At 68.4% G+C, this 25,150-nt stretch carries 17 protein-coding genes; 8 read left to right on the top strand and 9 right to left on the bottom strand.

The window, feature by feature from the left end:
- On the top strand, positions 1 to 1,728 hold a 1,728-nt coding region (locus D7Y15_RS07430), incomplete at its 5' end, for a hypothetical protein (RefSeq protein ID WP_121752120.1).
- 245 nt (positions 1,729 to 1,973) lie between these two features.
- Here the strand turns inward: D7Y15_RS07430 and D7Y15_RS07435 are convergent.
- A complete protein-coding gene (locus D7Y15_RS07435) occupies positions 1,974 to 3,542 on the bottom strand; it encodes a glucan 1,4-alpha-maltotetraohydrolase domain-containing protein (RefSeq protein WP_121752121.1) in 1,569 nt (522 codons plus the stop codon).
- A 184-nt stretch (positions 3,543 to 3,726) separates the two neighbouring features.
- On the opposite strand from D7Y15_RS07435, the gene D7Y15_RS07440 reads away from it, so the two are divergent.
- The 3 genes from D7Y15_RS07440 to D7Y15_RS07450 all read left to right on the top strand — a co-directional run bounded on the left by D7Y15_RS07440 (position 3,727) and on the right by D7Y15_RS07450 (position 6,746).
- Entirely contained in the window at positions 3,727 to 5,022 is a 1,296-nt protein-coding gene (locus D7Y15_RS07440) for an MFS transporter (protein ID WP_233604853.1), read from the top strand.
- 5 nt (positions 5,023 to 5,027) lie between these two features.
- Complete coding sequence (locus tag D7Y15_RS07445; RefSeq protein ID WP_121752122.1) at positions 5,028 to 5,510, top strand: GNAT family N-acetyltransferase; 483 nt, start codon at positions 5,028 to 5,030, stop codon at positions 5,508 to 5,510.
- 198 nt (positions 5,511 to 5,708) lie between these two features.
- Complete coding sequence (locus tag D7Y15_RS07450; protein ID WP_120577577.1) at positions 5,709 to 6,746, top strand: hypothetical protein; 1,038 nt, start codon at positions 5,709 to 5,711, stop codon at positions 6,744 to 6,746.
- Between the two features lie 83 nt (positions 6,747 to 6,829).
- Here the strand turns inward: D7Y15_RS07450 and D7Y15_RS07455 are convergent, their stop codons facing one another.
- The 7 genes from D7Y15_RS07455 to D7Y15_RS07485 all read right to left on the bottom strand — a co-directional run bounded on the left by D7Y15_RS07455 (position 6,830) and on the right by D7Y15_RS07485 (position 20,220).
- The gene (locus tag D7Y15_RS07455) at positions 6,830 to 9,907 is read right to left on the bottom strand and encodes a hypothetical protein (protein WP_148712718.1); all 3,078 of its coding nucleotides are present in this window, start codon (positions 9,905 to 9,907) and stop codon (positions 6,830 to 6,832) included.
- Positions 9,904 to 11,076, bottom strand: coding sequence for a tryptophan 7-halogenase (locus D7Y15_RS07460; protein WP_121752124.1), 1,173 nt, complete (start codon positions 11,074 to 11,076; stop codon positions 9,904 to 9,906). Before D7Y15_RS07460 ends, D7Y15_RS07455 begins: the two co-directional genes overlap by 4 nt.
- Positions 11,073 to 13,082 carry a LodA/GoxA family CTQ-dependent oxidase gene (locus D7Y15_RS07465; RefSeq protein ID WP_121752125.1) on the bottom strand — a complete coding sequence of 670 codons (2,010 nt, stop codon included), beginning with the start codon at positions 13,080 to 13,082 and terminating at the stop codon, positions 11,073 to 11,075. The genes D7Y15_RS07460 and D7Y15_RS07465 overlap by 4 nt, the downstream gene beginning before the upstream one ends.
- A gap of 228 nt (positions 13,083 to 13,310) precedes the next feature.
- Entirely contained in the window at positions 13,311 to 14,543 is a 1,233-nt protein-coding gene (locus D7Y15_RS07470; RefSeq protein ID WP_120577573.1) for an HlyD family secretion protein, read from the bottom strand.
- A gap of 3 nt (positions 14,544 to 14,546) precedes the next feature.
- Positions 14,547 to 16,178, bottom strand: a complete 1,632-nt coding sequence (locus tag D7Y15_RS07475; protein WP_120577572.1) for a DHA2 family efflux MFS transporter permease subunit — start codon at positions 16,176 to 16,178, stop codon at positions 14,547 to 14,549.
- 1 nt (position 16,179) lies between these two features.
- Positions 16,180 to 16,800: a TetR/AcrR family transcriptional regulator gene (locus D7Y15_RS07480; protein ID WP_120596180.1), complete on the bottom strand. Its 621-nt coding sequence runs from the start codon at positions 16,798 to 16,800 to the stop codon at positions 16,180 to 16,182.
- A 147-nt stretch (positions 16,801 to 16,947) separates the two neighbouring features.
- Positions 16,948 to 20,220, bottom strand: coding sequence for a C45 family autoproteolytic acyltransferase/hydolase (locus D7Y15_RS07485; RefSeq protein ID WP_121752126.1), 3,273 nt, complete (start codon positions 20,218 to 20,220; stop codon positions 16,948 to 16,950).
- A gap of 230 nt (positions 20,221 to 20,450) precedes the next feature.
- Here D7Y15_RS07485 and ada point away from each other — a divergent pair, with 230 nt between their 5' ends.
- The 4 genes from ada to D7Y15_RS07505 all read left to right on the top strand — a co-directional run bounded on the left by ada (position 20,451) and on the right by D7Y15_RS07505 (position 24,474).
- Positions 20,451 to 21,524, top strand: a complete 1,074-nt coding sequence (gene ada / locus D7Y15_RS07490; RefSeq protein WP_121752127.1) for a bifunctional DNA-binding transcriptional regulator/O6-methylguanine-DNA methyltransferase Ada — start codon at positions 20,451 to 20,453, stop codon at positions 21,522 to 21,524.
- Between the two features lie 17 nt (positions 21,525 to 21,541).
- Entirely contained in the window at positions 21,542 to 22,222 is a 681-nt protein-coding gene (locus tag D7Y15_RS07495) for a 2OG-Fe(II) oxygenase (RefSeq protein WP_233604854.1), read from the top strand.
- 169 nt (positions 22,223 to 22,391) lie between these two features.
- Positions 22,392 to 23,246: a CARDB domain-containing protein gene (locus tag D7Y15_RS07500; RefSeq protein WP_121752129.1), complete on the top strand. Its 855-nt coding sequence runs from the start codon at positions 22,392 to 22,394 to the stop codon at positions 23,244 to 23,246.
- Positions 23,247 to 23,409: 163 nt separating this feature from the next.
- Positions 23,410 to 24,474 carry a DUF3103 domain-containing protein gene (locus D7Y15_RS07505; protein WP_233604855.1) on the top strand — a complete coding sequence of 355 codons (1,065 nt, stop codon included), beginning with the start codon at positions 23,410 to 23,412 and terminating at the stop codon, positions 24,472 to 24,474.
- 49 nt (positions 24,475 to 24,523) lie between these two features.
- Here D7Y15_RS07505 and D7Y15_RS07510 read toward each other — a convergent pair whose 3' ends face one another.
- Positions 24,524 to 25,081, bottom strand: a complete 558-nt coding sequence (locus D7Y15_RS07510; protein ID WP_121752158.1) for a cysteine hydrolase family protein — start codon at positions 25,079 to 25,081, stop codon at positions 24,524 to 24,526.
- Positions 25,082 to 25,150: the final 69 nt, after the last annotated feature.

Below are 25,150 nucleotides of genomic sequence, written 5' to 3' on the forward strand. Positions count from 1 at the left end.
GTCGTGGCCCCTCCACGTCCCTCCCTCCAGACGTACCGGCTCCTGCCGGACGGGACGTCCTCCCCGTGGGGCCTGCTGCCGGCGGGTGGTGCCGCCCCCCAGCCGCTTCCCGACGGAGACTGGTACGCGGAGCCTCTGGAGCCCGTGAGCACACCGGCCGAGGCCCAGGCGCTGGCCGCCGTGCTGCGCGAATACCGCGTCCCCGGTCTCTCCTTCGGGGAGCAAGGCCTCCCCGCCCCAGCCCTGCTCGCGCTCCTCGTCGAGGGCTCCTCGGTCGTATCGCTCCATCTCTCCGATACCGCGTTCGGCGACGAGCACCTGGCCGCCCTGAGGAACGCGGCACGGTTGAAGGCCCTGCACCTCGACGGCACACGGGTAACCGATGCGGGGCTCGCCTCTCTCCAGGGAATGCCACACCTGGCCATCCTGCGGCTGGATGCCACGGCGGTGTCCGACCGGGGGCTGGTTCTCCTCGCCTCGCTGACGACGCTGCGCCGGCTCTCGCTCAGCGGCACGTCGGTGAGCCCGCGGGGGCTCGGCCTGCTCGCGGCACAGACGGAGCTGGAGTGGCTGGATCTCTCGGACACCACGGTCGATGACACGGTCCTTGCGTCCCTGCCCGGGGACCGCTTGCGCACACTCGTCTTGAGCGGCACCCACGTCACGAATGCCGGCCTCGGCGCCCTGAGGAGAATGCCGGCCCTGAGCTGGCTGGGCTTGGCGCGGACGGCCGTCTCGGACTCAGGCCTGGCGCACATCGCAGGGCTGCGCATGCTGGACGCGCTCCACCTGGGAAGCACCGGGGTGACGGATGCGGGGCTCGTCCACCTGGCGCGGTTGCCGGTGCTCCGGGTGCTGGTGCTCAGCAAGACACGCATCCGCGGCCCAGGGGTTCGTCACCTTGCCGGGCTCACACGGCTGGAGGTTCTCCATCTCGACGACACCCTGCTCGGGAACGCGGCGCTGCGCCACCTGCAGGGCCTCCACCACCTGCGCGACCTGGAGCTGTCGCGCACGGCGGTCACCGGGAGCGGCCTCCCTGCGCTGGCCAGCCACCAGGAGCTCGAGAGCCTCGGGCTCTCGGGTCTCGCGCTGGCGGATGCGTCGCTCGCGTCGCTGGAGCCCCTGGAGCTGCTCTCCCGGCTCGACCTCAGTGCCACGCGCATCGGCCCCGAGGCATTGAAGCAGCTCGGCTCGCGCATGGTCCTGCGGCACCTGGATCTGAGCCGGACCGACTTCAACGACGGGTGGGTGGCCACCCTTCGGACCTTTTCCCGGCTGCAGTCGCTCCGCGCCATCCGCACGCTCCTCACGGACCTGGGGCTTGGCCAGCTCTCCGAGTTGCGGGAGCTGGAGTCACTCCAGGTCTCGGGGAACCCCATCAGCGGCTCAGGGCTGGTACCGCTCCAGAAGCTCCCCCACCTCGTCAAGCTCGACCTGGGAGGCACCTGGCTGGATGACAACGGGGCGCGGATGCTCGCGGGCTTCGAGAAGCTCTCCTGGTTGAGCCTCGCCGGCACCCGCCTCGGGGACGAGGCGCTCGTTCACCTCCCGGGCTCCCTGCTCACGTTGTACCTGCTGCGCACGAAGGTCACGGACGCCGGCATGCCCGCGCTCCACCGGCTTCCCCTCCTTCGTGAGCTCGACCTGCGCGAGACGGCTGTCTCCGAGGCCGCGAGGGCCACGCTGGTGCGCGAGCATGGCGTCCGGCTGATGTCCTCCCCCTGAGATGAGTGCAGGCTGATCAACGCGCTTCAGCCCGCCCCCTCCACGCCGCGTCACAGGCACGCTCCAGCACCACCCGGGCCATGACGGTGGACCCCCAGGCCAAGAGTGGCCAAGGGGCTACCGTCCGCACAGGGGCCAGGGCGTGCCGCTGGAGCAGCCCCTCGCAGCGCATTTACCTGCTCGCCAGCCAGCCCGGCTTCCTCCCCCCAGGGAGCCGATGCCGAAGAGGTTTGGAGGGGTGCGTCCTAGAAGCTGGCGGTGGCGGTGATGCTGCCGCCGGCGGCCGGGGTGGTGACGGTGTTGTTGCCACCGCCCTGCCAGACGACGTTGCCGCTGCCGTCGCGCTTGAGGCACTTCCACTGCACGGTGGTGTTCGCGGGCAGCGCGTAGGTGCCGCGCCAGGTGGGGTACGCGGTGGGGCTGAGAATCTTGGTGGTGGTGGGGCTCCAGGTGTCGAGCTCCGCGACGCCGCCGGTGACGTAGACGTTCTGGCCCATCACGGTCGTGCCGTTGTTGCACACGAACTCCACGTTGGCGGTGGTGCCGGTGGGCGGCGGCGTGTTGGTGGTCCACACGGTGTAGTCCGTACCGGTGGCGGCCTGCGTCCAGCCGGTGCCGGGGGTCCAGGAGCCGGTGCCCAGCTTCACCGCGACCTTGCCGCCGATGATGGCCGCGTACAGGCCGCTCTCCGCGCGCTGGATGCTGACGGTGGACTCAGACGTGAGGCCCGCGTTCTTGCGGATGTCCATCAGCGTCTTGATGGAGCTGCCCAGGCCCCAGTTGAAGTAGTGCCCCCAGTAGACGGTGGGGATGCCCGGGTGGGTGAGCACGTAGGCGTAGCCCGTCATCACCTTGGTGCAGGGCACCGGCCAGTGGTTCTGCCCGTTGCCGCACGTCTCGCTGGGGCCGGTGTCGTGGTTGTCCACGAAGGTGACGTGGCGGCTGGCCCACCAGCCGATGCCGCCCGCGGGCTTCCCGTCGGACGCCTTCAGACGCGTGTAGTTGTTGTTGGTGAGCGCGTCGTTGAGCAGGCCCTTGGTGGCGAAGTCGAACGCGGCGCAGGTGCCCGTGGTCGCGTCCACCCAGTTGGTGATCTGCTGCTTCCAGTTGTTGGGGTTGTTCGCGTCGAAGTAGTTCGTGGGCCAGAACTCACCCACGCAGAACCACGGGTCCGTCGCGGTGACGTACTCCTTCACGTAGCTGCCCGCGAAGCCCTTCACGAAGTCGAAGCGCCAGCCCGCGAAGCCCACGCCCTTCAGGCGGGTGCCCATCCACGTCTTCAGGTCCGCGCGCACGTTCGCCTGCGAGTGGTCCAGGTCTCGCGCCGCGGCGTAGCCCTCGCCGCTGTCCGCGTTGCCGCAGGCGCTCGGCCATTCGTCACCCGCGGCCACCGCGCTGCAGCCGCTCCAGGTGGGGTTGGTGAAGTCCGCCCAGTTGGCGGTGCCCACGCGGTGGTTCACCACGATGTCCGCGATGGGCTTCACGCCCTGCGCGTTGAGCGCGGCCAGCGCCTGGGTGAGCTCCGCCTCCGTGCCGTAGCTGGAGTTGAGCACGTTGAGCTGCCGGGGCAGGTAGCCCTGCGTGGACGCCGCGTCCGAGGGCGGCGGCAGCCAGATCATCGTGAAGCCCGCGGCCTTCACCGCGGCCGCGTTGTTCTTCACCGTGTTCCACCACCCGCCCGCGCTGGCGGAGTTCCAGTGGAAGCCCTGGATCATCACGTCGGTGCTGGCGCCATCCAGCGGCTTGGCCACGGCGGGCGCGGCGGCGAACAGGCCAGCCGTGGAGACGACCAGCAGTCGGGTCTTCAACGTCATCGGGGGACCTCGGGGTTGTGGGGGGAAGCGCGGGCAAGCTAGTCCTGCCTTCCGGCATGGACCAGGACTCCCCGTTGAAGGGCACCCTCCCACCCCGTGCTTCCGAGGAGACGGCGCAGTGCGTTGGGCTGTGCAGGACGCAGGAGGTGTCTAGAATCCCACCCTCCCCTGTCCTCCCCTGTAGGTGTCGCCCTTGATTGAACAAGAGACTGCCCTTCCGGCCACCGCTTCCGCCGAGGAACCGCGCTGGGCCTGGCCCCCGCTGTTCGGCCTCTTGGAGGTGCAGTTCGGCGCCGCGGTGGGATACCTGCAGACGGCGGTGCCGTACTGGCTGGCGAAGGACGGGATGCCGCTGGCGGAGATTGGCGTGCTGTCCGGCACGGCGTTCTCACCGCACGCGTGGAAGCTGTTGTGGGTGCCGCTCATCGACCTGGGGCCGTGGCGCCGCGTCTGGTACGGCGTGAGCACGCTGCTCACCGCGCTGCTGCTCCTGGCGTGCGCGATGTTCCCGGAGCCCGCGCAGCACCTGGGCGTCTTCACGCTGCTGCTCACGGCGTTGCAGGCCGCCGCGACGACGGCGCACGCGGCGCTCAACGGGCTGATGGCCACGACGTCCAAGCCGTCCGACAAGGGGCGCACGGGCGGCTGGCAGATGGCGGGCAACGTGGGCTCCACCGCGATGATGGGCGCGCTGGCCATCTTCCTGGCGACCCAGTTCTCCCGGCAGGTGGCGGGCATCGTGCTGGCCACGCTGGTGCTGGCGAGCGGCGCGGGCATCTTCTGGATCACCGAGCGGCATGATCCCTCCACCGTGCCCACCGGGCCGCTGCTCAAGGCGGCGGTGGACCGGGTGAAGAGCATCGTGATGGACCTGGTGAAGACGGCCTTCAGCCGCGACGGGCTCATCATGCTGGTGCTCTGCCTGGCGCCGGTGAGCTGCGGCGCGCTCAGCAACCTCTTCAGCGCGATGGCGGGCGCGTACCAGGTGCCGGAGCACACGGTGGAGATGGTGAACGGGCCGGGCATGGCCGTCACCGGCGCGGTGGGTTCACTGATGGGCGGCTGGCTGTCCGACCGGATGAACCGCAAGCTCGCGTACGCGCTGATGGGCGGGGCCACCGCGATGTGCGCGTTCGCCATGGCGGCGGGGCCCATGACGACGGACACGTACATCTGGGGTTCGCTCGCGTACAGCTTCGCGAACGGCGCGGGCTTCGCGGCCTTCGCCGGCATGGTGCTGGAGATGGTGAACGACGGCGCGGCGGTGACGACGAAGTACTCGCTCTTCGTCGCGGCCTCCAACTTCGCCATCAGCTACACGACGGCGCTGGACGGGCACGCGTCGGAGTTCCGCGGCATCGGCACGCGCGCCACCATCGCGGCGGACGGGCTGATTACGCTGGTGGGCATCAGCATCGTGGCGCTCATCTTCGCGCTCTTCCTGCGCAAGAAGCCCGCCGCGGTGGCCGCCACCGCGTGAGTGCCATGGCCCCTGCATCCGTCGAGGTCGTCCCCTACCGGCCGGAGCTGCTCGAGCACTTCGCGCGGCTCAACCGGCAATGGATTGAGAAGGACTTCCGCATCGAGGGCTCGGATGAGGCCTCGTTCGCGGATCCCCACGGGATGTTCGTGGCGCCGGGGGGCGAGGTGTTCTTCGCGCTCGTGGACGGACAGGTGCTGGGCACGTGTGCGCTCAGGCGCGAGGACGCGGACACGTTCGAGCTGTGCAAGATGGCGGTGGCCCCGGAGGCGCGGGGCCGAGACCTGGGCGACGCGCTGATGCGGGCCGCGCTGGTCACGGCCCGGCAGCGTGGCGCGAAGCGGATGGTGCTGGTGACGAACAGCGCGCTGGGGCCCGCGCTGGGCCTGTACCGCAAGCATGGCTTCGTCACCACGCGCGAGGGCCCGGAGATTGCCCGGGAGACGGGCTACTCGCGCGCGGACGTGGAGATGGCCGTCACGCTCTGACGGCAGGCGGGCTGACACGTCAGCCCCTGGGCCTGCCACGTCAGGGTCATGGGGAAGGCCCACCGTTTCGCCGGGCCGCCCAAATGGTTCCAACCAGTTGGGATTCGAACATCCTTGGCATTCAGGATGCACTTGCAGGGCCGCACCCCTGCGAGCCACGCCTCACGGGGAATGTCACCCAACCCAAGGCGGACACCCATGACCCAGTACAATGATTTGTTCTTCCGTGTGAACACCGGTGACACCGGTGATCGCAACTTCGGAGCTGAGTCGAAGAACACCATTGCCTATCAATCGCCGGACATCATTCCCCAGGGCCTCACCCCCACGCTCAATCCGGCGGAGTTCTTCGCCGGGAACTACAGCTCGGATGTGGGGCAGAACCTGACGGAGAGCGGCGACAACTACATCTACCTGCGCGCCAAGAACCTGGCGGGAGCAACCCAGTCCGGAAGCGTGTCGCTGTATGCCGTGCCGGCGACGCTGCTCTTGTACCCCTACTTGTGGGCAGGCAATGAGCTGCAGACCAGCGACAAGAACGTCGACAACAACAGCAAGAACATCATCAAGGCCGACAGCGGCAAGGTTGCCGTGACGGACAACCCGTTCGTCTGGAGAGCCCCCACCCCTGACCACTACTGCCTCATCTCCCGGGTCTCCACCACGGCGCACCCGAATCCTGTTCCCACCACGGCCGTGGGCAACATGGACCAGCTGACGGAGTTCATCCTGGACAACCCGGGGTTCGGCTGGCGGAACGTCACCATCGTGGATGCAAACAAGCCGGACTACACCACCAAGGGCGTCATCTACCCCCATGGCTCCGCCGCGGCGATGGTGACCTTCGACATCAAGTGCGTGAACGTCCCCGCAGGGGCGAGCGTCGCCTTCTCGGCGGGGACTCCGGGGCCCTCGCCTCTCATCAGCCTGGGGGAGACCACGGTGCCCCAGACGCTCCCGGACCAGGACGGCAACCGCAACTGGCACACGGGGATCGACTGCTTCGTGCCGGCCGACTACTCGACGACCATTGACTACTCGTATTGGTCCCATGGCCTTGCCCCGCTTCCGGGGATGTCCATCACGGTCCGCGTCCTGCCGTTCGTCTCCGATGACCACCGCCTCTTCGGCCGGCTCTTCACGCCGGAGCAGTTGGGGATGTCTCCCGAGCGGTGCAAGGCGCTGGCGGGCAAGCGCGGCATCGTGCTCGGCTCCCACACCACCGTCTTCCGCTGAGCGGAGCGGCAAGCCTGGCTGAATGAAAGCGGCCACCGGCTCTTGCGAGCCGGTGGCCGTTTTCTCGTGGGTGCCGCGGTGCTTCAGCGCTTCGTCACCCGGGCCTCACCCAGGACCATGGACCAGTTGTTCATGATCTCTGTGGGCTGGGCGGCGCCATAGGTCTGGCTCTGCATGGACGTCTTCGTGTTGAGGTGGCTGCTCATGTAGATGAGCCGGCTCATGGCAGGCCCCGGCTGCTGGTTTCCCTGGAGCGCGTCCTTGAACCGCGCGCCGAGATAGCCCGGAGGAATGCTCTGGTAGTTCAGCCGGACCCGGATGGAGGCCCACGAAGGAATCTCCGCCAGGGGAACCTGGTACACCAGCGTGTCTTCGCCCTCGGCCTCCTGGGGATGGCTGTCGTTGGGGTAGTCCGGGTCGCTCTCAATGGCAGGCTGGGTTCCCTGAACCGCGCTCAAGGGCATGGTGATTTGAGCCAGCTGGTAGAGGTCCAGCCCCAGCTGAAGCTCGCCGGACTTGCGCAGGCTCGGCGGCTTCCAGCCCGCGGGGAGGATCCGGTTGTCCTTCAAGTCCTTGAACTGCTGGAGCTCCAGGCTGGTGACCTTCTTGACGTCGTCCATGACGCGGACCTCGTAGATTTGGACCTGGTCCTGCCGCTGGAGGGTCTGGAAGTGCGGCTGGAGCTGGCCGGGGTCTGACGAGAACTCGCTGGTGAGGATGTTGTCGCCATTGGCATTGCAGGGGCCATTGCAGATGGCGCCTTGCGCGTTGGGTTGTCCCGACGCCCAGAGCGCCTTGCCGGACGCGTCCAGGACCTCGAACTGGATGAATGCCCGGCGGAAGCCCGCGCCGCTGGGGAACTTGTGACCCGCGTTGTTGAGGAGGGTGACGGGGACGCTCAGCATGCCGTTGTCGGTGGACATGTTCCCCAGGGAAACCTGCACCGCGGGGAGCCGCGGATTGTAGGAGCCCTGGGCCGTGCTGTACGCGAGGTCCAGGATGGACTGCTCGGCGTTGAGCAGGTTCTGCGCGACCACGTAGTTGCGTCTGGCATCCGTCAGCGGTGCGACGGTGCCATCCGGGAAGCGCAGGGCGAGGAAGAGGTCATCCAAGAGGAGCACTTCGCCACTCCGGCCGGTGAAGCCCAGCTCCAGCCGCCGGGTGTCCGCGCCCACGGCCATGGTCGCCTGACGCGCCTGCCACCTCGACTGTCCCGGGTCGACCGCGAGCGGAGGTGTCGTGGACGCCGCGACTCCTTGCGCGTTGAAGGCGCGCACGACGAGCTCACCGCAGGAGAGCTGGTCGCACCAGGCGGTGGCGCCCCAGAGGAGGGTCGTCTTGCCGCCTCCCTTCTGGAGGGCGTCCTGGTAGCGGCTGAGGTCGATGCTCAGCGTCGCGCTGCCCGGGTTGAGTTGGAAGAAGTAGCGGCCGTGGCTCGGGTGGATGGAGCGGCCGTGGTCGCCCGTGACCTTCTGGACGGCGGCGATGGCGCTTTGCTCGCTCCAGCCCTTCGTATTGCCATCCTCGGCGCCCGGATTGGGGACGAGGTTGGGCGTGCGGTTCAGGATGTCTGGGGATTGGAGGTAGGGCGGGATGCGTGAGTCCTGCGACAGGTAGAAGTCCAGCCCGAGCACGTCCGGGAACTGCTGGAACATCTCGTGAACGAACAGGTTGATGCCCAGCAACGTGTGGCGGTTGTACTCGCGCGCCACCGGGGGCGGACTGCCCTGGTAGAAGGGGTCCAGGTCGTCGTTGTACTGCGCCACGTACACGCGGTTGTCGTGGGGGGATGACGGCGAGGTGAGCGGCATGTGGCAGCCCTGGCACGTCGTCTTGGAGTCGGGATAGCCGCTGTTGAGCCACTCGAAGTAGGTGGTCTGCTCATAGGCGAGCGCGACACAGGGGTCCTTCGTGAAGTTGCCGTTGGCGTCGAAGGTCGTCTTGCTGGCGTCGCAGCTCGCGGGGCGCTCGTAGCCTTCGCTCGCGTCGGCGATGCGCATGCCAGGCCTGTAGTTGGTGGGGACCTTGGGGAGGATGACGACGTGGCAGGCGCCGCAGACCATGGAGTCGCGCAGGTAGCTGTGTCCGTCCACGTGCGCCGCGGTCTCCAGGCTCACCCCCGCAGCGGCCATGGGCTTCGCGTTGAGGCCGAAGTCAGGCCCGAGGATGGCGCCGGGGTGCAGGTTCATGGACGAGGTGAAGGGGAAGGACGGCGGCGTTTGCGTCTTCTTCTCCTCCGCGCTGACCAGCCGGTCCGAGACGCCCGCGCCGAAGAGGTCTCCGTCGGAGCCATAGAAGAAGCCGTAGTCGGCGCCATTCCAGGGCTGGCCCTCCTTCGGCGCCATGGAATGACAGACGGCGCAGGAGAGTCCGTCCCGGGCCAGCGCGCCGTAGGTCGCGTATTGCGAATCCGCCGAGGAGGCCGAGGGGAACGGGTTCTTGTAGGGCGCGCCCTCTGGCGTCGCGTAGAGGGTGAAGTGGTCGAACGGGGCGTTGTTGGCCAGGGCCTGGCGCTCCGCCAGGGGGGAATGGCATCGCAGACAGAGCTGGTCCACCTGGTAGGGCTGGTGAGGAGACAACGAACGGGTCGTCTCCACCTGCGCGAGGAAGACAGGGTCCCGGCCCGCCAGGGCCTTGATGGACGCGCTCCAGTCTCCGAAGGGGGACCAGTTGGCGGACAGGTTCATGGGGCCCGCGCCACCGCTCGGCCAGAGGCTGTTGACCGTGGGCTGCTGCCAGAACGCCATCTCCGGCAGGTCGCTGCCCTGGGCCTTCCAATCCGAGTCATGGCAGGACTGGCACACCAGCGAGGAGTTGAAGTCCTGGCTGCCGAGGTTCAGTCCGTTGTGCGCGATGTCCAGGTTCCGGGGCGGCAGTTTGACGAGGTCAGCGCTCTGGATCCTGGGCAGCTGAACACCCAACTGCGTCGAGTAGAACTTCAGGAATGCCTGGGCCTCGTCGCTGGACTCGGCGAGAGGCGTGAGCAGGGCATTGCCTCGCGGGAACACGGGATAGGGCGGAGGGACGAGGCCATCCCCTCCGCTGCCGCTCGTGGCCAGGACCACTGGCTTGGGCGCCCCGCTCCGCACGACCACCGCGGCCGCGATGGCGAGCCCTACGCCCGCCGCGACAATCACATGACGCGCATATCTCGTCTTCATGGGTTCACCTCGGTGGAATGGGAGCGGCGGGACTGCGCTGGGGACGCGGCGGGAGCGGGCAGCGCCTCCCACCGGTTCATCCAGAAGGGGGCCTGGGGCCACCGCTGTTCCTGGCGGTAGTAGACGCCGCGTGTGCGTTGATGGTCCTGGAACCGCGCGTTCAGCATGGACTCGTAGTCCTGGAGCGCGTCCGCGTCGCCGCTCAGGCAGCGCTCCAGCGCGTCGGCGGCCAGGAGCGCGGAGCCCAACGCCTTGGTGATGCCCTGGGAGGACAGCGGATCATAGGTGCACGCCGCGTCGCCCACGGCGAGCCACTGTTCCCCTCGTGGCCGGTCCAACTGTCCGACGAGCACGGGCACCGCGATGAGCGCCTCGCCGACGAAGTCACAAGCGTCCAGCCGCGCCCAGGTCACCGGCGCCTGCTTCAGCAGGTTCATCCAGGGCTCGGGCGTGGCCCAGCGCAAGCCGCGCAAGGAGTCCCCATCGCCGACGAGCGCGACGACGACCCGCCCTCTCGGCAGCAACGCCGAGTACCACCAACCCTCCGGGCAGGACTCCACCAGCGCGTGGGTGGGGAAGACCGCGCCGCCCTGAAGCTGGAAGGAGCCATACACGGCGAAGCAGCGGTCGCTCACGAGCCGCCGCGCGCCGCGTGCCGAGGCGAAGGTGGCCTTGCCTCCCGTGGCGTCCACGACGAAGCGTGCCCGCAGCGTGCTGGGGTCTGCCGCCCCATGGGACAGGCGGAGCCGATAGCCGTTGCGCCCCAGGGATTCCGAGTCCACCAGGGTCGTCGCCCGCAGCACCCGAGCGCCTTGCCGGGCGGCTTCGACGCTCAGCCGTTCGTCGAAGCGCGTCCGGTCCAGGTGCCAGGCGGAACCCCAGGGGGACATCATCGTGTCGTTGAAGCCCGGCTCCGCCCTGCCCCAGCATGACGCCGTGCCGCGGGAGGCAAGGTGCCCGTCGCGCAGGAAGCTTTCCCAGACGCCGAGCCGTGACAGCGACAGGCGGACGTCCGGCGGCAGGGTTTCCCCCAGCCGGGGGGCGTCATAGGTGGTCCGCTCGACCAGGGTGACGGAGAGCGACGGCGCCTTCCTCCTCAAGGCCACGGCCATGGCCGCGCCCGCGGGGCCGCCGCCAATGACGGCCACGTCGCAGGAGTCCTCGCTCACGAGTTGGCCACCTTCGCGAGGGCCGGTTCCTCTTGGCCCGTGGCGGGCGCGTACGTCCGCTCCACCTCGATGAACGTGGGCGCGGGCGGCAATCCTGGCGCGGATTCAGGGCCCTGCTGGGGGGCGGGGGCATCCGACCGCTTGAGGACGAAGCCCAATTCCTTCCAATGGAAGACCATGGCTTCGTCCGTGTCGAAGTTGATGTCCGTCGGACGCGTCCAATAGTCCTGGTGCCATTGCTGGTCGTCTCCCAGGTAGCTCACGAAGTAGGGCCGTTGGGCGGGCCACCACCAGAGCGACGTCCCCTGGACGGTCTGGTTGGAGCACTCGTTGAAGTCGGCCTGCCATGGCAGCGCCATGTACTTGCTGGCATCCCCCGGCTCCAGGCCCAGCCCGTCGTGCGGATTGATGCTCCACTGGAGCGGCTGGCCGGTGGGCCTGTCGCGGTGCTTGAAGCGGAAGCCCGCGGCCGGGTCGTCCTGGAAGAAGTTCGCGTCCCGGGCAATCCACGTCATCTCGATGCCCGGGCAGAACGCGCCGCCCACGCAGTTCTCCAGCACGGCGCGGTCCAGCCGCGCTCCCTCCGACGCGGGGGGCGGGGGGGACGAGTGGTCGACCTTGCCGGCACTGTATTGCTGGAGGAGGAAGTACTGGGTCCGCGTGAGGCTCAGGAACTTCCGGGGGATGATGTCGGAGATGGGGTTGTCGCCCGCCATCTTCGGCATGAGGTCCGGCGTCGGCGCGTTGACGTCGTCGGGGTTCCGGATTCGCTGAAGGAAGCGGGGGCCCAGGTTGCCGCCCTGGATGGCATCGTGTCTGCCATTGCCCTGCGGACCCACGTCAGCGACCCACTGATAGGCGGCGGGGCGGCTGAGGATGGGAAGAAGGTCCGCCTGGAAGTTGGGCGTGTAGTCCTGCTGGAACTGCCCACCCTGGTAGAGCCCGGGGACGAGCCCCCTCTGGGTGACGAAGGTGTCGAAGAGCGTGTCGTAGAGCGTGATGACGTTGAGGATTTGAGGCGCGTACCCGGGGGGCCCCACCACGACCCACGCGGGGAACTCCACCTCGTGCTCCGAGTTGTCATCCATGACCAGCGTCGCGGTGACGGGCCCGTCCGAGATGTCATCCCACCAGAAGGTGTTGTTGGCGTACGTGTCCAGCCGGGGCTGGGGGTAGGCGTTCGTGTCGATGAACCCCTTCGCCTGGGTCACCTGATCGGGCGTGAGCCCCAGGCTGGGGGCCGTGAGGACGGAGGCGACGGCGGCGTCGAACGCCGCCTGGGTGTCGTAGCCGATGTCCGCGATGCTCTTCAGCGCGAGGAGGATGTCCTGCGCCTTCCCGCTGAGGCCGCTCACCTTTTCCAGCGTGTGGTACCGCGCCCAGTCCTCCAGCAGCCCACTCGTGATGTCATAGCGAACCGACACACCGGACTTGCCGTAGCCGCCCACCGCGTGGAGATAGCCCCGGGCATCCGTGACGAGCTTTCCCAGGGTGGTGATGTCGCTGCCTTCGGGGAGGAGTCGCGATGGGCGGGCCGACGCCGGGAGCAGCTCACACTGCACAGTGGTGGGACCGCCCGCGCTGCCCAGGCAGGTGACGGTGCGCGGCCCCGCGTCGAGGATGAGCGCGTTGCGGTCATTCCCCACGGTGCGAGGATTTCGCAGCGGGTGGTCGACGGCGTAGGTGCCGTCCGCACCCTGTTGCTGCCGGAACTCGTACCAGGCGGACTTCTTGTTGGCCAGGTGGACCGTCCAGCGGATGTCTTTGATTCCGCCCTCACCCGGCTGGACCCTGCGCCCGTTGGAGCCGGGCGAGTCGTAGGCGTGGATTTGAAAGCGCGCCGCCTGTCTGCGCACCGCCATGCTGGCATCGCGGAACCGGGTCACGCTGCCGCCCGCCACCTCCAGCGGCAGTCCTCCTGCCTCCTCGGGACCGAGGTAGTAGTCCTCGCTGTCTCCGACGCGGGCCACGCCAATGGCCGGGTGAATCTTGTAGGTCGTGCTCATGCCTTTGCTCCTCGCGGTGGGGAAGGAGCTGATGCAAAAGACACTCCCCTCAAGGGAAGCGCAGAAATTCCAGAAATACTGCACATTCTACAGACAGGGGCCATGTCCCGGCAGTGGCGGACGTGGCCATTGACGCGTCAAGGATTGGCCATGACGTGTCAGCCCCAAAAAGAAGCGCCGCGCCCCGTGGGGGGCGCGGCGCTGGGGTGTGGGGCTTCGGGCTGGGGCCTACTTCGTGTGCACCGTCACGTCGGCGGAGAGGCCGGCGCGCAGGGCCAGGCCTTGCGGCGGGTGCACCCAGGAGATGCGCACGGGTACGCGCTGCACCACCTTGACGAAGTTGCCGGACGCGTTGTCGGGCGGCAGCAGGGAGAAGCGGGAGCCGGTGCCTCCAGAGAGGCTCTCCACCTTGCCCTCCAGCTTCTCACCAGAGAAGGCGTCCAGCTCCACCTCCACGCGCTGGCCGGGCTGCATGTGCCCCACCTGCGTCTCCTTGAAGTTCGCCACCACGTAGGTCGTCGTGGGCACCAGCTCCGCCACGGCCTGGCCGGGGGTGAGCAGCTGGCCCGCGTGCACGGACAGCTTGGACACCTGGCCGTCCGCCGGGGCGACGACGCGCGTGTCCTCCAACTGGAGCTTCGCCTGGTCGAGCGCGGCCTCCGCGCCCTTCACCCGCGCGTGCGCCAGCGACGCGCTGGCCTGGGCGGCGGCGATCTTCTCGTCGATGGGGGCGCTCACGTCGAGCTGGCCCCTGGCCTCCGCCACCTTGCTCTCCGCGGTGCGTCGGCCCTCCTCCGCCAGGGCGAGCTGCGCGCGGGCGCCTTCGAGCGCGGCCTGCGCCGTCTCGTTGGACGTCCGCGCGTCATCCAGCGCGCTCTGCGCCACCACGTTCTGCTGACGCAGGCTCTGGGTCCTATCCAGGTCCAGCGTGGCCTTGCGGGCCTGCGCCTCCGCGCGAGCCAGCGCCGCGCGGGCCGCCGCCACCTGCGCCTGGGCGCCGCTCACCGCGGACGTACTCGTGGACACGAGCGCCTTCGCGCTGGACAGGCCACCCTTCGCGCCGGCCTCCGCCACCGTGGCCTGCGCGTCCGCCGCGACGGCCTGGGCGCGCGCGGACTCCAGCTCGGCCTCCGCCTGCTTCACGCGGGCCTCATAGGGACGCGGGTCGATTTGGAGGAGCACGTCGCCCTGGTGCACGGTGGCGTTGTCCAGCACGGCCACCTTCACCACGGGGCCGGACACGCGCGCGGCCAGGGGCACCACGTCCGCCTCCACCTGCGCGTCGTCGGTGGTCTCCTGCCCTGCCGTGACGATCTTGAAGCCGCCAATGGCCAGCACGATGGCCGCCACGACGCCACCGAGGATGAGGAAGCCCCGCTTGCCGCGCTTCGCCTGCGCCGCGGAGGCGGGCGCGGGCGCCGCTTCGGGGACGAGTTGGGGAGCAGTCGTTGTCGTTGCCATGTCTTAAATCTCCACGTCGATGTGCGGTTTCTCGTGGGAGCCCCCGACGCTCGGGGGGTCCTTGAGGAAATAGATGAGCGGCAGCACCACCACGAACATCAGCGCCGCCAAGACGAAGAGCTTGTCGAACGCGAGCACCATGGCCTGCCGTGACACGTTGCCCACCATCATCTGGAGGCTGGCCATGCTGGCGCTCGCGGCGTCCAGGCCGTGCTGCATGAGCCCCTTCTGCGTGGCGGCCATGCGGCTGGCGACCTCCCACCGCTCCGGGTTGAGGTGCGCCGCGATGGAGGCCTTGGACAGCACGGTGTAGCGCGACAGGAGCGTGGTGAAGATGGCCAGGCCCACGGACCCGCCAATCTGGCGCAAGAGGGAGTTGAGGCCCGTCGCGTCCGCCATCCGCTCACGCGGGATGTTGCCGAGCGCCGTGGCGCTGAGCGGCACGAACATCAGGCTGAAGCCCACGCCCTGCAGCGCGATGGCCGCGATGATGTTGCTGGAGCCGGTGGCGAGCGAGAAGTGGCTCATCTCGAACGCGCCGAAGCCCGCGAACACGATGCCTATGCCCACCAACACCCGCGCCGGCACCTTGCCGTACAGCCGTCCGACGATGGGCATCATCACCATCATCACCAGCGTGCGAGGCATCAGCGAGAGGCCGGACTGCGTCGCGGTGAAGCCCAGGAGTTCCTGCATGAACACCGGCAGCAGGAACATGCTGGCCATGAGCACCGCGAACACCAGCGCGCCCAGGAGCGTGCCGGACGCGAACACCGGGTCCTTGAACAGCCGCAAGTTCACCGCGGGCGCCTCCGCGGTCAGCTCGCGGATGACGAAGGCGATGAGGCACGTGGCGGAGAGCAGCGCGCAGATGACGATGATGGGGGACTCGAACCAGTCATCCGCCTGTCCCTCCTCCAGGAAGTACTGGAGCGAGGCCAGGCCCATGCAGAGCAGCGTGATGCCGGACCAGTCCATGTGCTTGCGCTGCTTCTCGGCTTCCTGGCGCGCGGTGGCTCGCAACTGTTCGTCCTCCTGGACGAAGCGGACCACCATGAAGAAGCCCAGGATGCCCACCGGCACGTTGATGAAGAAGATCCAGGACCAGTGCCAGTTGTCCACGATGTAGCCGCCCAGCGTGGGGCCAATGGCGGGGCCCACCATCACGGCCATGCCGAAGATGGCCATCGCGGTGCCCTGCTCCTTCGGCGGGAACGTCTGCCGGAGGATGGCCTGCTCGGTGGGTTGAAGCGCGCCTGCCCCTAGACCCTGGAGGAAGCGGAAGAGCACCAACGTGGGCAGGTTCCACGCGAAGCCGCACAGGAACGAACCCGCGACGAAGAGCACCAGGCACGCCAGGTACACGCGCTTCTGGCCGAACATGCGGCCCAGGAAGCCCGTGAGCGGCATCACCATCACCGTGGCGATGACGAAGCCGGTGGTGGCCCAGGTGATCTCCTGCACCGTGGCGCCGACAGCGCCGCGGATTTGAGGCAGCGCAACGCTCACGATGGACGAGTCGATGGCGCCCATCAGCGTGCCGAACGTCACCGACAGCGTGACGAGCCACTTGTTGACGGGGGCCTTGGGCGTTGCCGGCGCCAGGACCTCCGGTGTTGCGACGGCTGTCGCCATGTCAGTCGACCTCGATGCCCTTCAAGAAGACGCGGAGGATCTCCTCCGCCCAGGCGGCTGCCGGAAGGTTCGCGGCGTCGTCCTCGCGCAGGCGGTCCAATGCGCCGCGCACCATTCCCATCAGGAGATTCGGGTAGAACGCGCGCCCTTCCGCGCGGACCTCCCCGGCCTGGATGCCCCGGTCGAGGATGACCGACACGCGCTTGCTGAGCTCCGCCAGGATGCGGCTCTTGCGCGCCGGGTCTTCCGGCAGCTGCACCAGCACCCGCACGAACGCGTCGCGCTCCGCCGCGTGGGCGAACAGCGCCGTCACGAAGGCGCGCAGCTGTTCGCGAGCGGGCCGCTCCGCCACGGGAGCCAGGGCCGCGTCCAGCCGGTCCAGCATCATCTGGCGGCGCTTCGCGCGCAGCGCGTCCAGCAGGGCCGCGCGGTCGGTGAAGTGGTTGTAGAGCGTCCCCACCGACACGCCTGCCTGCTCGGCGATGGACTCCATCTTCGCCGCGTGCAGGCCGTCCCGAGCGAACACCGCCGCGGCCGCCAACAGGATGGCGTCGGCGGTGGCTTCCTTCAGACGAGAGCGCAGCTTCTTGACGGGCGCCTCAGATTTTGAATCTCGATTCATTCTCTGAATGGAGATTTAACCCTCTCCCCACAGGAGTCAAATCGGCCTGGGGTTCCAGAGGGAGGAAGCAGCCGAACGCAAGAAAGGCCGGCGGGAGCGCGCTCCGCCGGCCCTTCCTGGGTGCTTCTGGATTTCAGCGACCGCGGCTCAGGGGGTGAGCATGCCCAGCTTGGGGGCGGGCAGCTCCACGGACAGCTCCTGGGTGAGGCCCTCGGTGGCGTGGAAGCCCTTGCCGCTGACCTCGCCCGCGCGGAACAGGGCCCAGCTCTGGAGGCCGCGCTGGAACGAGCGCGTCATGTGCCACAGCTCCAGGCCGCTGTTGGCGACGAAGAGGTACATCGTCCGCTTCGGGTTCCAGGGGTTGGGCAGCGCCAGCGCGAGGCCGTCATCCGCACGGCCGTACGTCCTTCCCTGCCAGCGGAAGAAGCGCCGGCCCAGTTCGACAGGCAGCTTCTTCTCCGCCGCCAGGCGCGCCATGAGCCCGTTGTCCTCCAGGCCGCCGAAGACGACCAGGTCGCGGTCCGCGAGCTCCGCGTCCGTCACCTCCGCGTCCGGCTTGAGCGGGGCCAGGCGCTCCGGAGACGCGTCCGCCAACTGCTCGCGGTAGTTCGTCGCCAGCGTGCGCATGGACTCCACCTGGCGCGCGGAGCCGTACACGAAGAGGAGCTTGTCCCAGTCATCCAGCGTGTTGGCCAGGGTCTGGTAGCGCTCGCGGGCCACAGGGATGTCGTTGCCCACGTTGAACACCACGCGCACCGGCCGGTCCGGGACCTTCACGGTGAAGGTGTCACTCGAGCCCTTCACCTCCACGCGCTCCAGCACGGCGCCCTTCTCCGTCTGCACCTCCACTAGCGTGGCGAAGCGCCAGGGCGTGCCGGACTGGTCCACCTTCAGCGTTACCTCAAAGCCCTCCTTCGCCTTCTGGGCGCGGGAGGTGAGGCGCGGCGCGGGCAGGCCCCCGCGCTCCACCCACTGCTTCACCCACGGCCCCACGTCCTGGCCCGCGGCCTCCGAAGCGGTGCGGATGAAGTCCTGGGTGGTGAGCTTCTTGTTCGCGAACTTCGTGTGCACCGCGTCCATCACCTTGGCGAACTTCGCGTTGCCCAGGGTCAGCCGCAGCTGGTGCAGCAGGTACGTGCCCTTGATGCGAGGCACCGCATACTGGCCATAACGGCCGTAGTCCGTGCGCGCGGCGGTGGGCACCACGTCGCCCTCGCGGGCCGTGACGTAGAGGTAGCGGGCGTTGAGGTCCGCGAGCGCGTCGCGCTGGGCGTCGAAGGCCTTGGAGAGGTCATCCCCTTCCGGCAGGTCCCGGAGCAGCGTCCAGTACGCCGCCGAGCCGCTGCCGAACCAGTTGTCCGCGTCCGTGGCGGGGAACACCGTGTTGGCCCAGAGCTTCTTCTCGTCGAAGCCGAGCGCGTCCTTCACGCGAGCGAAGTCGCGCTTGGGCTTGTCCGCCTTGGGCTCAGGCTTCTGCTTCGCCTTGGCTGCCTTCAGCTGATCCGCGACGTAGATGGGGCTGAAGGCGGTGTAGCCCAGGGACAGGTGCGGGGTGGCGCCGGGCAGGTCCGGAATCCAGCGGCTGCCCACCATCTTCTCGCGCAGCGTCGTCTTGCCGTAGTGGGCCAGGAACATCAGCTTCTCGGTCATCTCCGACGTGGTGACCTTGCCGTCACACGCGTGGGGCCGGTTGATGGGGCTGGACGCCATCATGCGCGTGGCGCTGTCCACGTCGAAGCCGCCCTTGCCGTACTTCGCGTAGGCCTCCTGGAAGGCGATGTCGCGGTTCCAGGTGTTGAAGGCCAGGTCCACCGGGGCGTTGCTCGCGTTGGGCACGGACTCCTTGCGGACCTCCGGGTCGCGGTTGTTGTTGTTGGCCCAGATGAAGTCCTTGAGGTTTCCGGGCGTGTCCGAAGCCTTGCCCTTGCTGCCGGTGCGCCACAGCCGAGTCTTCGCGGTGCCCAAGAGGAGGCACGCGCCCTCATCCGTCTTGGTGTCCGCGAGCGTCCAGTCGTTGGTGTAGAGGCCGTTGTTGCGGTCCTTGAGGATGCGCTCCACGTCGTCGATGGAGTTCGCGTACTGCACGGCCTTGCGGATGCGGTTGCTCTGCGGGGTGCCGTCGATGTTGAAGGGCGTCTGGCCCACGGTCGTCTCGCCGATGACGATGCCCGCGTCGTTGAGCATCCAGTCAGAGCCGCTGTGGATGCCGCCCGGGAAGGTCTGCATCACGAAGCGGTGGCCCTTGGTGGGCTGCACGTCCAGCATCACGTCCCAGTGGACGCCGGTGTAGCCGTTCCACATGAAGATCTGGCCCATGACGACGCGGCCGTCCTTCGTCGCGGACTTGGTGGCCACGAAGGACGAGCAGTGGTCGCCCTCCCCTGCCCGGCCGTTCTCATCCTCGCCCTTGAGGAAGGTGCGGCCGGAGAGCGGAGACGCGGTGACGCGGTTGGCGTCCTCCAGCTGGCCCAGGTCCACGGCGGAGTTGATGGCGACGACATCGAGCACGTCCAGGTCGCGCTCCTTGCCATCCGGGCCCTTGAACTTCGCGCCGCCCACGTTGGCGCCGTCGGCGATGCCCTTCATCTCCTCCAGGTACTCGGGGTCGAAGCGGCGCAGGAACAGCGAGTCCGCGAGCAGGCGCACCTGCGCCCATCCCTTCGCGGCGTCCGCCTTGTCCTTCTGGATGCCCAGCTTCTCGATGTAGCGGACGATCTCCTGCGACACGAGTTCGCCGTACTGCCGGCCGCGCTCGTAGGGCTCGCCCTCGATGTGCACGTACACCCAGCCGCCGTCGTCGTAGCGGAAGCCCTTGCCGGCCCACCGCACGCTCTCCATGGGGATGTACGAGGTGATGTCGTCCACCTCCTCCACCTTCACGTCGTCGAACCACGCGGTGCCGGTGGCCTTGCCGTTGTGGCCCAGGTGCGCGCGCACGCGATCACTGGACTGGGTGGCGAAGAACAGCACCTGCACGCGGCCGCTGGAGTCCGCGCCCTGCGGAGGAGAGCAGTTGGTGAAGGGGAAGCTCTGCATGGACAGACACGCGCCCAGCGCCGTGGGGTAGCGCGCCTGCGCATCCGCCTGCACGCCCTTGGTGCGCACCCAGGCGGAGAGCCGGTAGAGGCGGCCCACCTGGAGCTTCACGGGCTCGGACACGACGGTGGTCTCCGCGCCGCCCTGGGGGCTTTCGATGACGAGGCTGCGGCTGCCCTCCGACTTCGCGTCGGTGCGGGCGGACACCTTGCCCTGACCCGAGGCCGTCCAGCCCTGGGGAAGGCCGGTGGCGGCGGCGGTCTCGAAGCCGGCGTTGGGGACGGCGATGGACGCGGGGGCGGCCCAGGCGGTGGCCGAGGCGCAGGCGGCCAGCGTGGGCCAGAGTAGACGGGAGCGCTTCCACATCAGACGCAGGTGGGACATGGCTTGCTCATGGGAAGGAGGAAAGGGTGCGGCATCCTGTCACGTCGTACGCGGGCGTGCTGGCACGCATTGCGTGAGCATGGCGAGAGGTTCACTCCTGGCGCGATTGGACAGCATCACGACATGACGCCCTGTCCCATGACGGTCCGAATTCGACCGCAAGGCGCGGAGTGCTGGCCTGGGAACCGGGAGTTAGGTTTCGCCTCGTGGTCATCGAAAGGAGGCTGAGCATGGCGACGAAGACGGAGGCCCTCGCGGCGGCGACGGTGGGCGACCCGCGCTGGGCGGCGGTCGTCGCTCGGGACGCGGCGGAGGACGGGCGCTTCTTCTATTCCGTGAGGACGACGGGTGTGTACTGCCGTCCGTCCTGTGGCGCGAGGACGCCGCGGCCGGAGAACGTGGGGTTCCACGCGACGAAGGCGGCGGCGGAGCAGGCGGGGTACCGGGCGTGCAAGCGATGCAAGCCGGGGGAGCCCTCGCTCGCCGTGAAGCACGCGGACCGGGTGGCCGAGCTGTGCCGCTTCATCCAGGCCGCCGAAGAGATGCCGAGCCTGGAGGAGCTGGCGGAGCGCGCGGGGCTGTCGCCGTACCACCTGCACCGGGTGTTCAAGGCCGTCACGGGGTTGACGCCGAAGGGCTACGCGGCGGCGCAGCGGGCGGAGCGGATCCGCACGGGGCTGACGAAGCGCGGCTCCGTCACTGAAGCCATCTACGACGCCGGATTCAATTCGAGCGGTCGCTTCTACGAAACCTCCAGCCAGGTCCTGGGCATGACACCGACGAACTTCCGCGCCGGGGGCGCGAACACGGAGATCCACTTCGCCATCGCGGAGTGCTCGCTGGGCCCCATCCTGGTGGCCACGAGCGACCGGGGCGTGTGCGCCATCCTGATGGGAGATGATCCGGACGCACTGGCGAAGGACCTCCAGGACCGCTTCCCGCAGGCGACACTGGTGGGCGGGGACGCGAAGTTCGAGCAGTTGGTCGCGAAGGTCGTGGGCTTCGTGGAGGCGCCGCGCGTGGGGCTGGATTTGCCACTGGACGTGAGGGGCACGGCGTTCCAGCAGCGCGTGTGGCAGGCGCTGCGGGAGATTCCTGCGGGGAAGACGGCGAGCTACATGGACATCGCGGAGCGGATTGGTTCGCCGAAGTCGGTGCGGGCCGTGGCTCAGGCGTGTGGCGCGAACGCGCTGGCGGTCGTGATTCCGTGTCACCGGGTGGTGCGGAATGACGGGGCGCTGTCTGGCTACCGGTGGGGCGTGGAGCGAAAGCGCGCGTTGCTGGAGCGTGAGGCTCAGCGGTGAGGAGACGGGTTCGTTCGGTGGATTGGGAGGGAGCGGGCCGGGAGTTGGATGCCCGTGGGTGCGCGGTGCTGGAGCAACTGCTCACGCCTGACGAGTGCGAAGCATTGGCGTTGCTCTACGGCGTGGACGACGCCTTTCGCAGCCGAGTGGTGATGGCGCGGCACGGGTTCGGCCGGGGCGAATACAAATACTTCGACCATCCGTTGCCGGAGGTCGTGACGGAACTGCGCACGGCGCTGTATCCATGCCTGGCGCCCATCGCGAACCGCTGGAACACGGCCATGGGCATCGACGTGCGGTATCCGGACGTCCACGCGGACTTCCTCGCGCGATGCCACGAAGCCGGGCAGGTGCGGCCCACGCCCCTGCTCCTGCGCTACGGCGCGGACGACTACAACTGCTTGCACCAGGACCTGTATGGCGAGCACGTCTTCCCGCTCCAGGTGGCCGTCCTCCTCTCCGAACCTGGACGGGACTTCACCGGTGGCGAGTTCGTGCTGACGGAGCAGCGGCCGCGGATGCAGTCCCGGGCGGAGGTCGTCCCGTTGCGTCAGGGAGACGCGGTTGTCTTCGCGGTGCATCATCGCCCGGTCCAGGGCACGCGAGGCACCTACCGCGTCAATCTGCGGCACGGTGTCAGCCGCGTGCGCTCCGGCATGAGACACACGGTGGGCATCATTTTCCATGATGCGGCGTAGCCCCGGATACCGGGCATACATCACCTGGCGGGGCCAACCTCACCCACACAGAGAACTCTTGATTTGAATGCCTTGGATTGTCCATTCTGCGAAAATGACAAAACCCAGGCATCTGCTGTTGGCGGCCTTCGCAGTGGTTTGCATTGCTTCGGTCCCGGCCCAGGCGGCGGTGGGTATCACGACGGTGACCGCGCCCACGACGGTTGCCAATCCCTATTCCACCTTCACGATCAGCTACGGCCTGAATGGAAGCAGCCTGATCGCCACGTCACAAATCCGTTTCTACCTGGCGACCACCCCGCAGGGGACCTCCAACCGGGTCCTGATGAACTCGCGTCAGATCACGCTCGGGTGGGCCGGAAACGGGCTCTACCTGCCGCCCACGGGGACCCAGACAGCGTCCTTCTCCTACGCCACGGTCCAGGCCAGCGCGCAGACCGTGCTGGCGGCGGCCGCGAGTGCCTGCGCGCCGCAGAGCTTCTACATCCAGGTCGAGGCGGACTTTGGGCTCCCGTGGGGTGACGACACGCTGATTGGCACCACCAAGCTCCCGGACTTCTACTTCACGGCCGGAACGCTGACGCCCACGACCATCATGCCGGGGGGCACGGTCAGCTTCTCGGCGGACCTCTACACGGCGTGTCCCGTGACGACCTCGTCCACGCTGGGCGTCTTCCTGACGGATACCAGCTACAACGTGCTCAGCTACATCGGCGGGATTTCCGTGGGCACGGGCGCGGGGACGTTCTCCGTTCCGTCCACGGGCATCACCTTCTCGACGGCCATCGCGCCGGGGACCTACTACCTGGTCCTCGTGGCGGACCTGGACGATGACATCGCGGAGAGCAACGAGGCCAACAACCAGGGTGCCTTCACCGTGCAGGTCGTCGCGAGTCAGCCGTTGACGGTCCAGGACTCGGCCAGCGCCCTGGATTCCAACCTGCCCGGCCCGGTCCGCCAGCACATCGAACAGTACGCCCCGACGATCGGGTACGTGGACGGCTACGCGTCGATGTCGCGCTGATGAAGTGAGCCAGCCGCGGGGACCGGGCGCATCCGGCCCGGCACCCCGCTGTTGCCGGCCCGGAACCCTCTCTCACCCACCGGAGAATCCAATGAAGCGGATAGGGATGGTCATCGCGCTGTTCGTTTGCATGAACGCAGCCCCCCAAGCTCGAGCCGCCTCCATGAAGCCAGCGGCGCTGCGCGAACGCATCAGCGTGTCGCTTGCCGCCGACAAGCGCGAGGTGGCGCTGACCCTGGCGAAGCAGGACCCGGTGCTGCGGAAGGCTCTCGCCTCCCGCTTGAGCGGCGAGCACCTCGCCGTGGACCTGAAGCAGTGGCTGGGCGCCGTGTCGGCCCCGTCCTCCGTCACGGGCGTGGCGGAGCGAGCGGACCTGAACATCCGTCGGCTCAAGGGCATCAATCGGGAGCTCGACAGCCTGCTTCAGCTTCGTCTGGCCAGCGCGTCCATGCTGACGGCATTGCAGCAAGGCGTTGAGCCTCTCTACGCGTACGAACCGGATGGCGATGACTCCCAGTGGCGCTTCATCGAGGCCTTCGATGGCCTTGGCCGCGTGCACCGCCTCGACGTGCACCGCCTGCCCGAACAGCCGGTGCTGGTGGTGGACATCGACGCGCGCAGGGACCTGGCCGCCGGCATCAAGCTGATGCGCGAGCACCTCGTGGCCCTCGGGCAACGTCCCCTGCCCGTCCTGGACACGTCCGCCGCGGCGGCCAGCACGCCGGTGACGATCCTCGATCGCATCTACCTGAACGACGACGAGGAGCCGTGGATCTCCGGTAACGCGGAGGTCTATGCCATCGTCAATGGTGTCGACCCCAGCCGTGACGCACCGCAGTTGGACATCGTCGACATGCCCTATCTGGACACGGACGGGAGGACCTACTCCCCGAACCAGGTCCTGATCTTCTGGGAGCGCTACCGCTGGGCGGCGGCGAACGTCATCCTCATGGAGCACGACGACAACACCAGCTACCAGGAGCTGGTGAGCTACCTGTTCAATGTCGCGAGCCAGATCCTGACCGCCGTGGGCCAGCCGGAGATCGGCGCCCTGGTGGCCCTGGGCAGCGGGCTGGTGGATCGCATGCCGGGTGAATGGTTCGCCAACGACGACGACTATGTCGATTCGTTCTACACCCTGGAGAAGAACCACACCTACACCAACTACAGCGGTGCACGCGGCAACGCGGTGGTGACTCTCAGGCCGTACGAACTCCTGGGCCAGTAGCAGTCGGCGGGCCCGTGGGGGTCGAGGCGGCGCTGCTCGACCCCTTCGGTCAGCGTCCGGCCTGGGCCAGGAAGTCGGCGGTCGGCAGGACCCTGGCGTAGCCCATCCCCAACGCCGCCAGGAACGCGGCATGGACCTGGGGCGCGGGCACGCTCTGGCCCTGGAACTCCAGGCTCCGGGCCGCGCACGCATCCCCCAGCACGGTGGCCGTGTAGCCCAGGTCCGCTGCCGCCCGCACCGTGGCATCCACGCACATGAGGGTCATCATTCCCACGACCACCAGGTGCTTCACCTCCAGGGTCCGCAGGCGCTCCTGGAGGTCCGTCTCGCGGAAGCTATTGGGGAAGTGCTTGAGCACCACCGCTTCACCCGGTCGAGGCGCGACTCGGGGATGAATCTCCGCGCCCGGGGTCCCCGGCAGGAAGAAGGTAGCGCCTGGCTGCGAGGATTCGTGGCGCACGTGGATGACCGGAAGGCCGCGCTCCCGGAAGAAGTCCAAGGCCGCACGGGCCTGGGTGGCCGCGGCATCGCAGCGATCCAGTTCGAACCGCCCCCCGGGGAAATAGTCATTCTGGATGTCGATGAGCAGCAGCGCGGTGTTCTCCACGGACGTCCTCCTTCATTCGGGTCATGATGCGTCGCCACGTCGAGTACGCGGGCCCGCGCCCTGGCGGGA

Origin of the sequence: Corallococcus sp. AB030, assembly GCF_003668965.1 — a bacterium.
Taxonomy (GTDB): domain Bacteria; phylum Myxococcota; class Myxococcia; order Myxococcales; family Myxococcaceae; genus Corallococcus; species Corallococcus exiguus.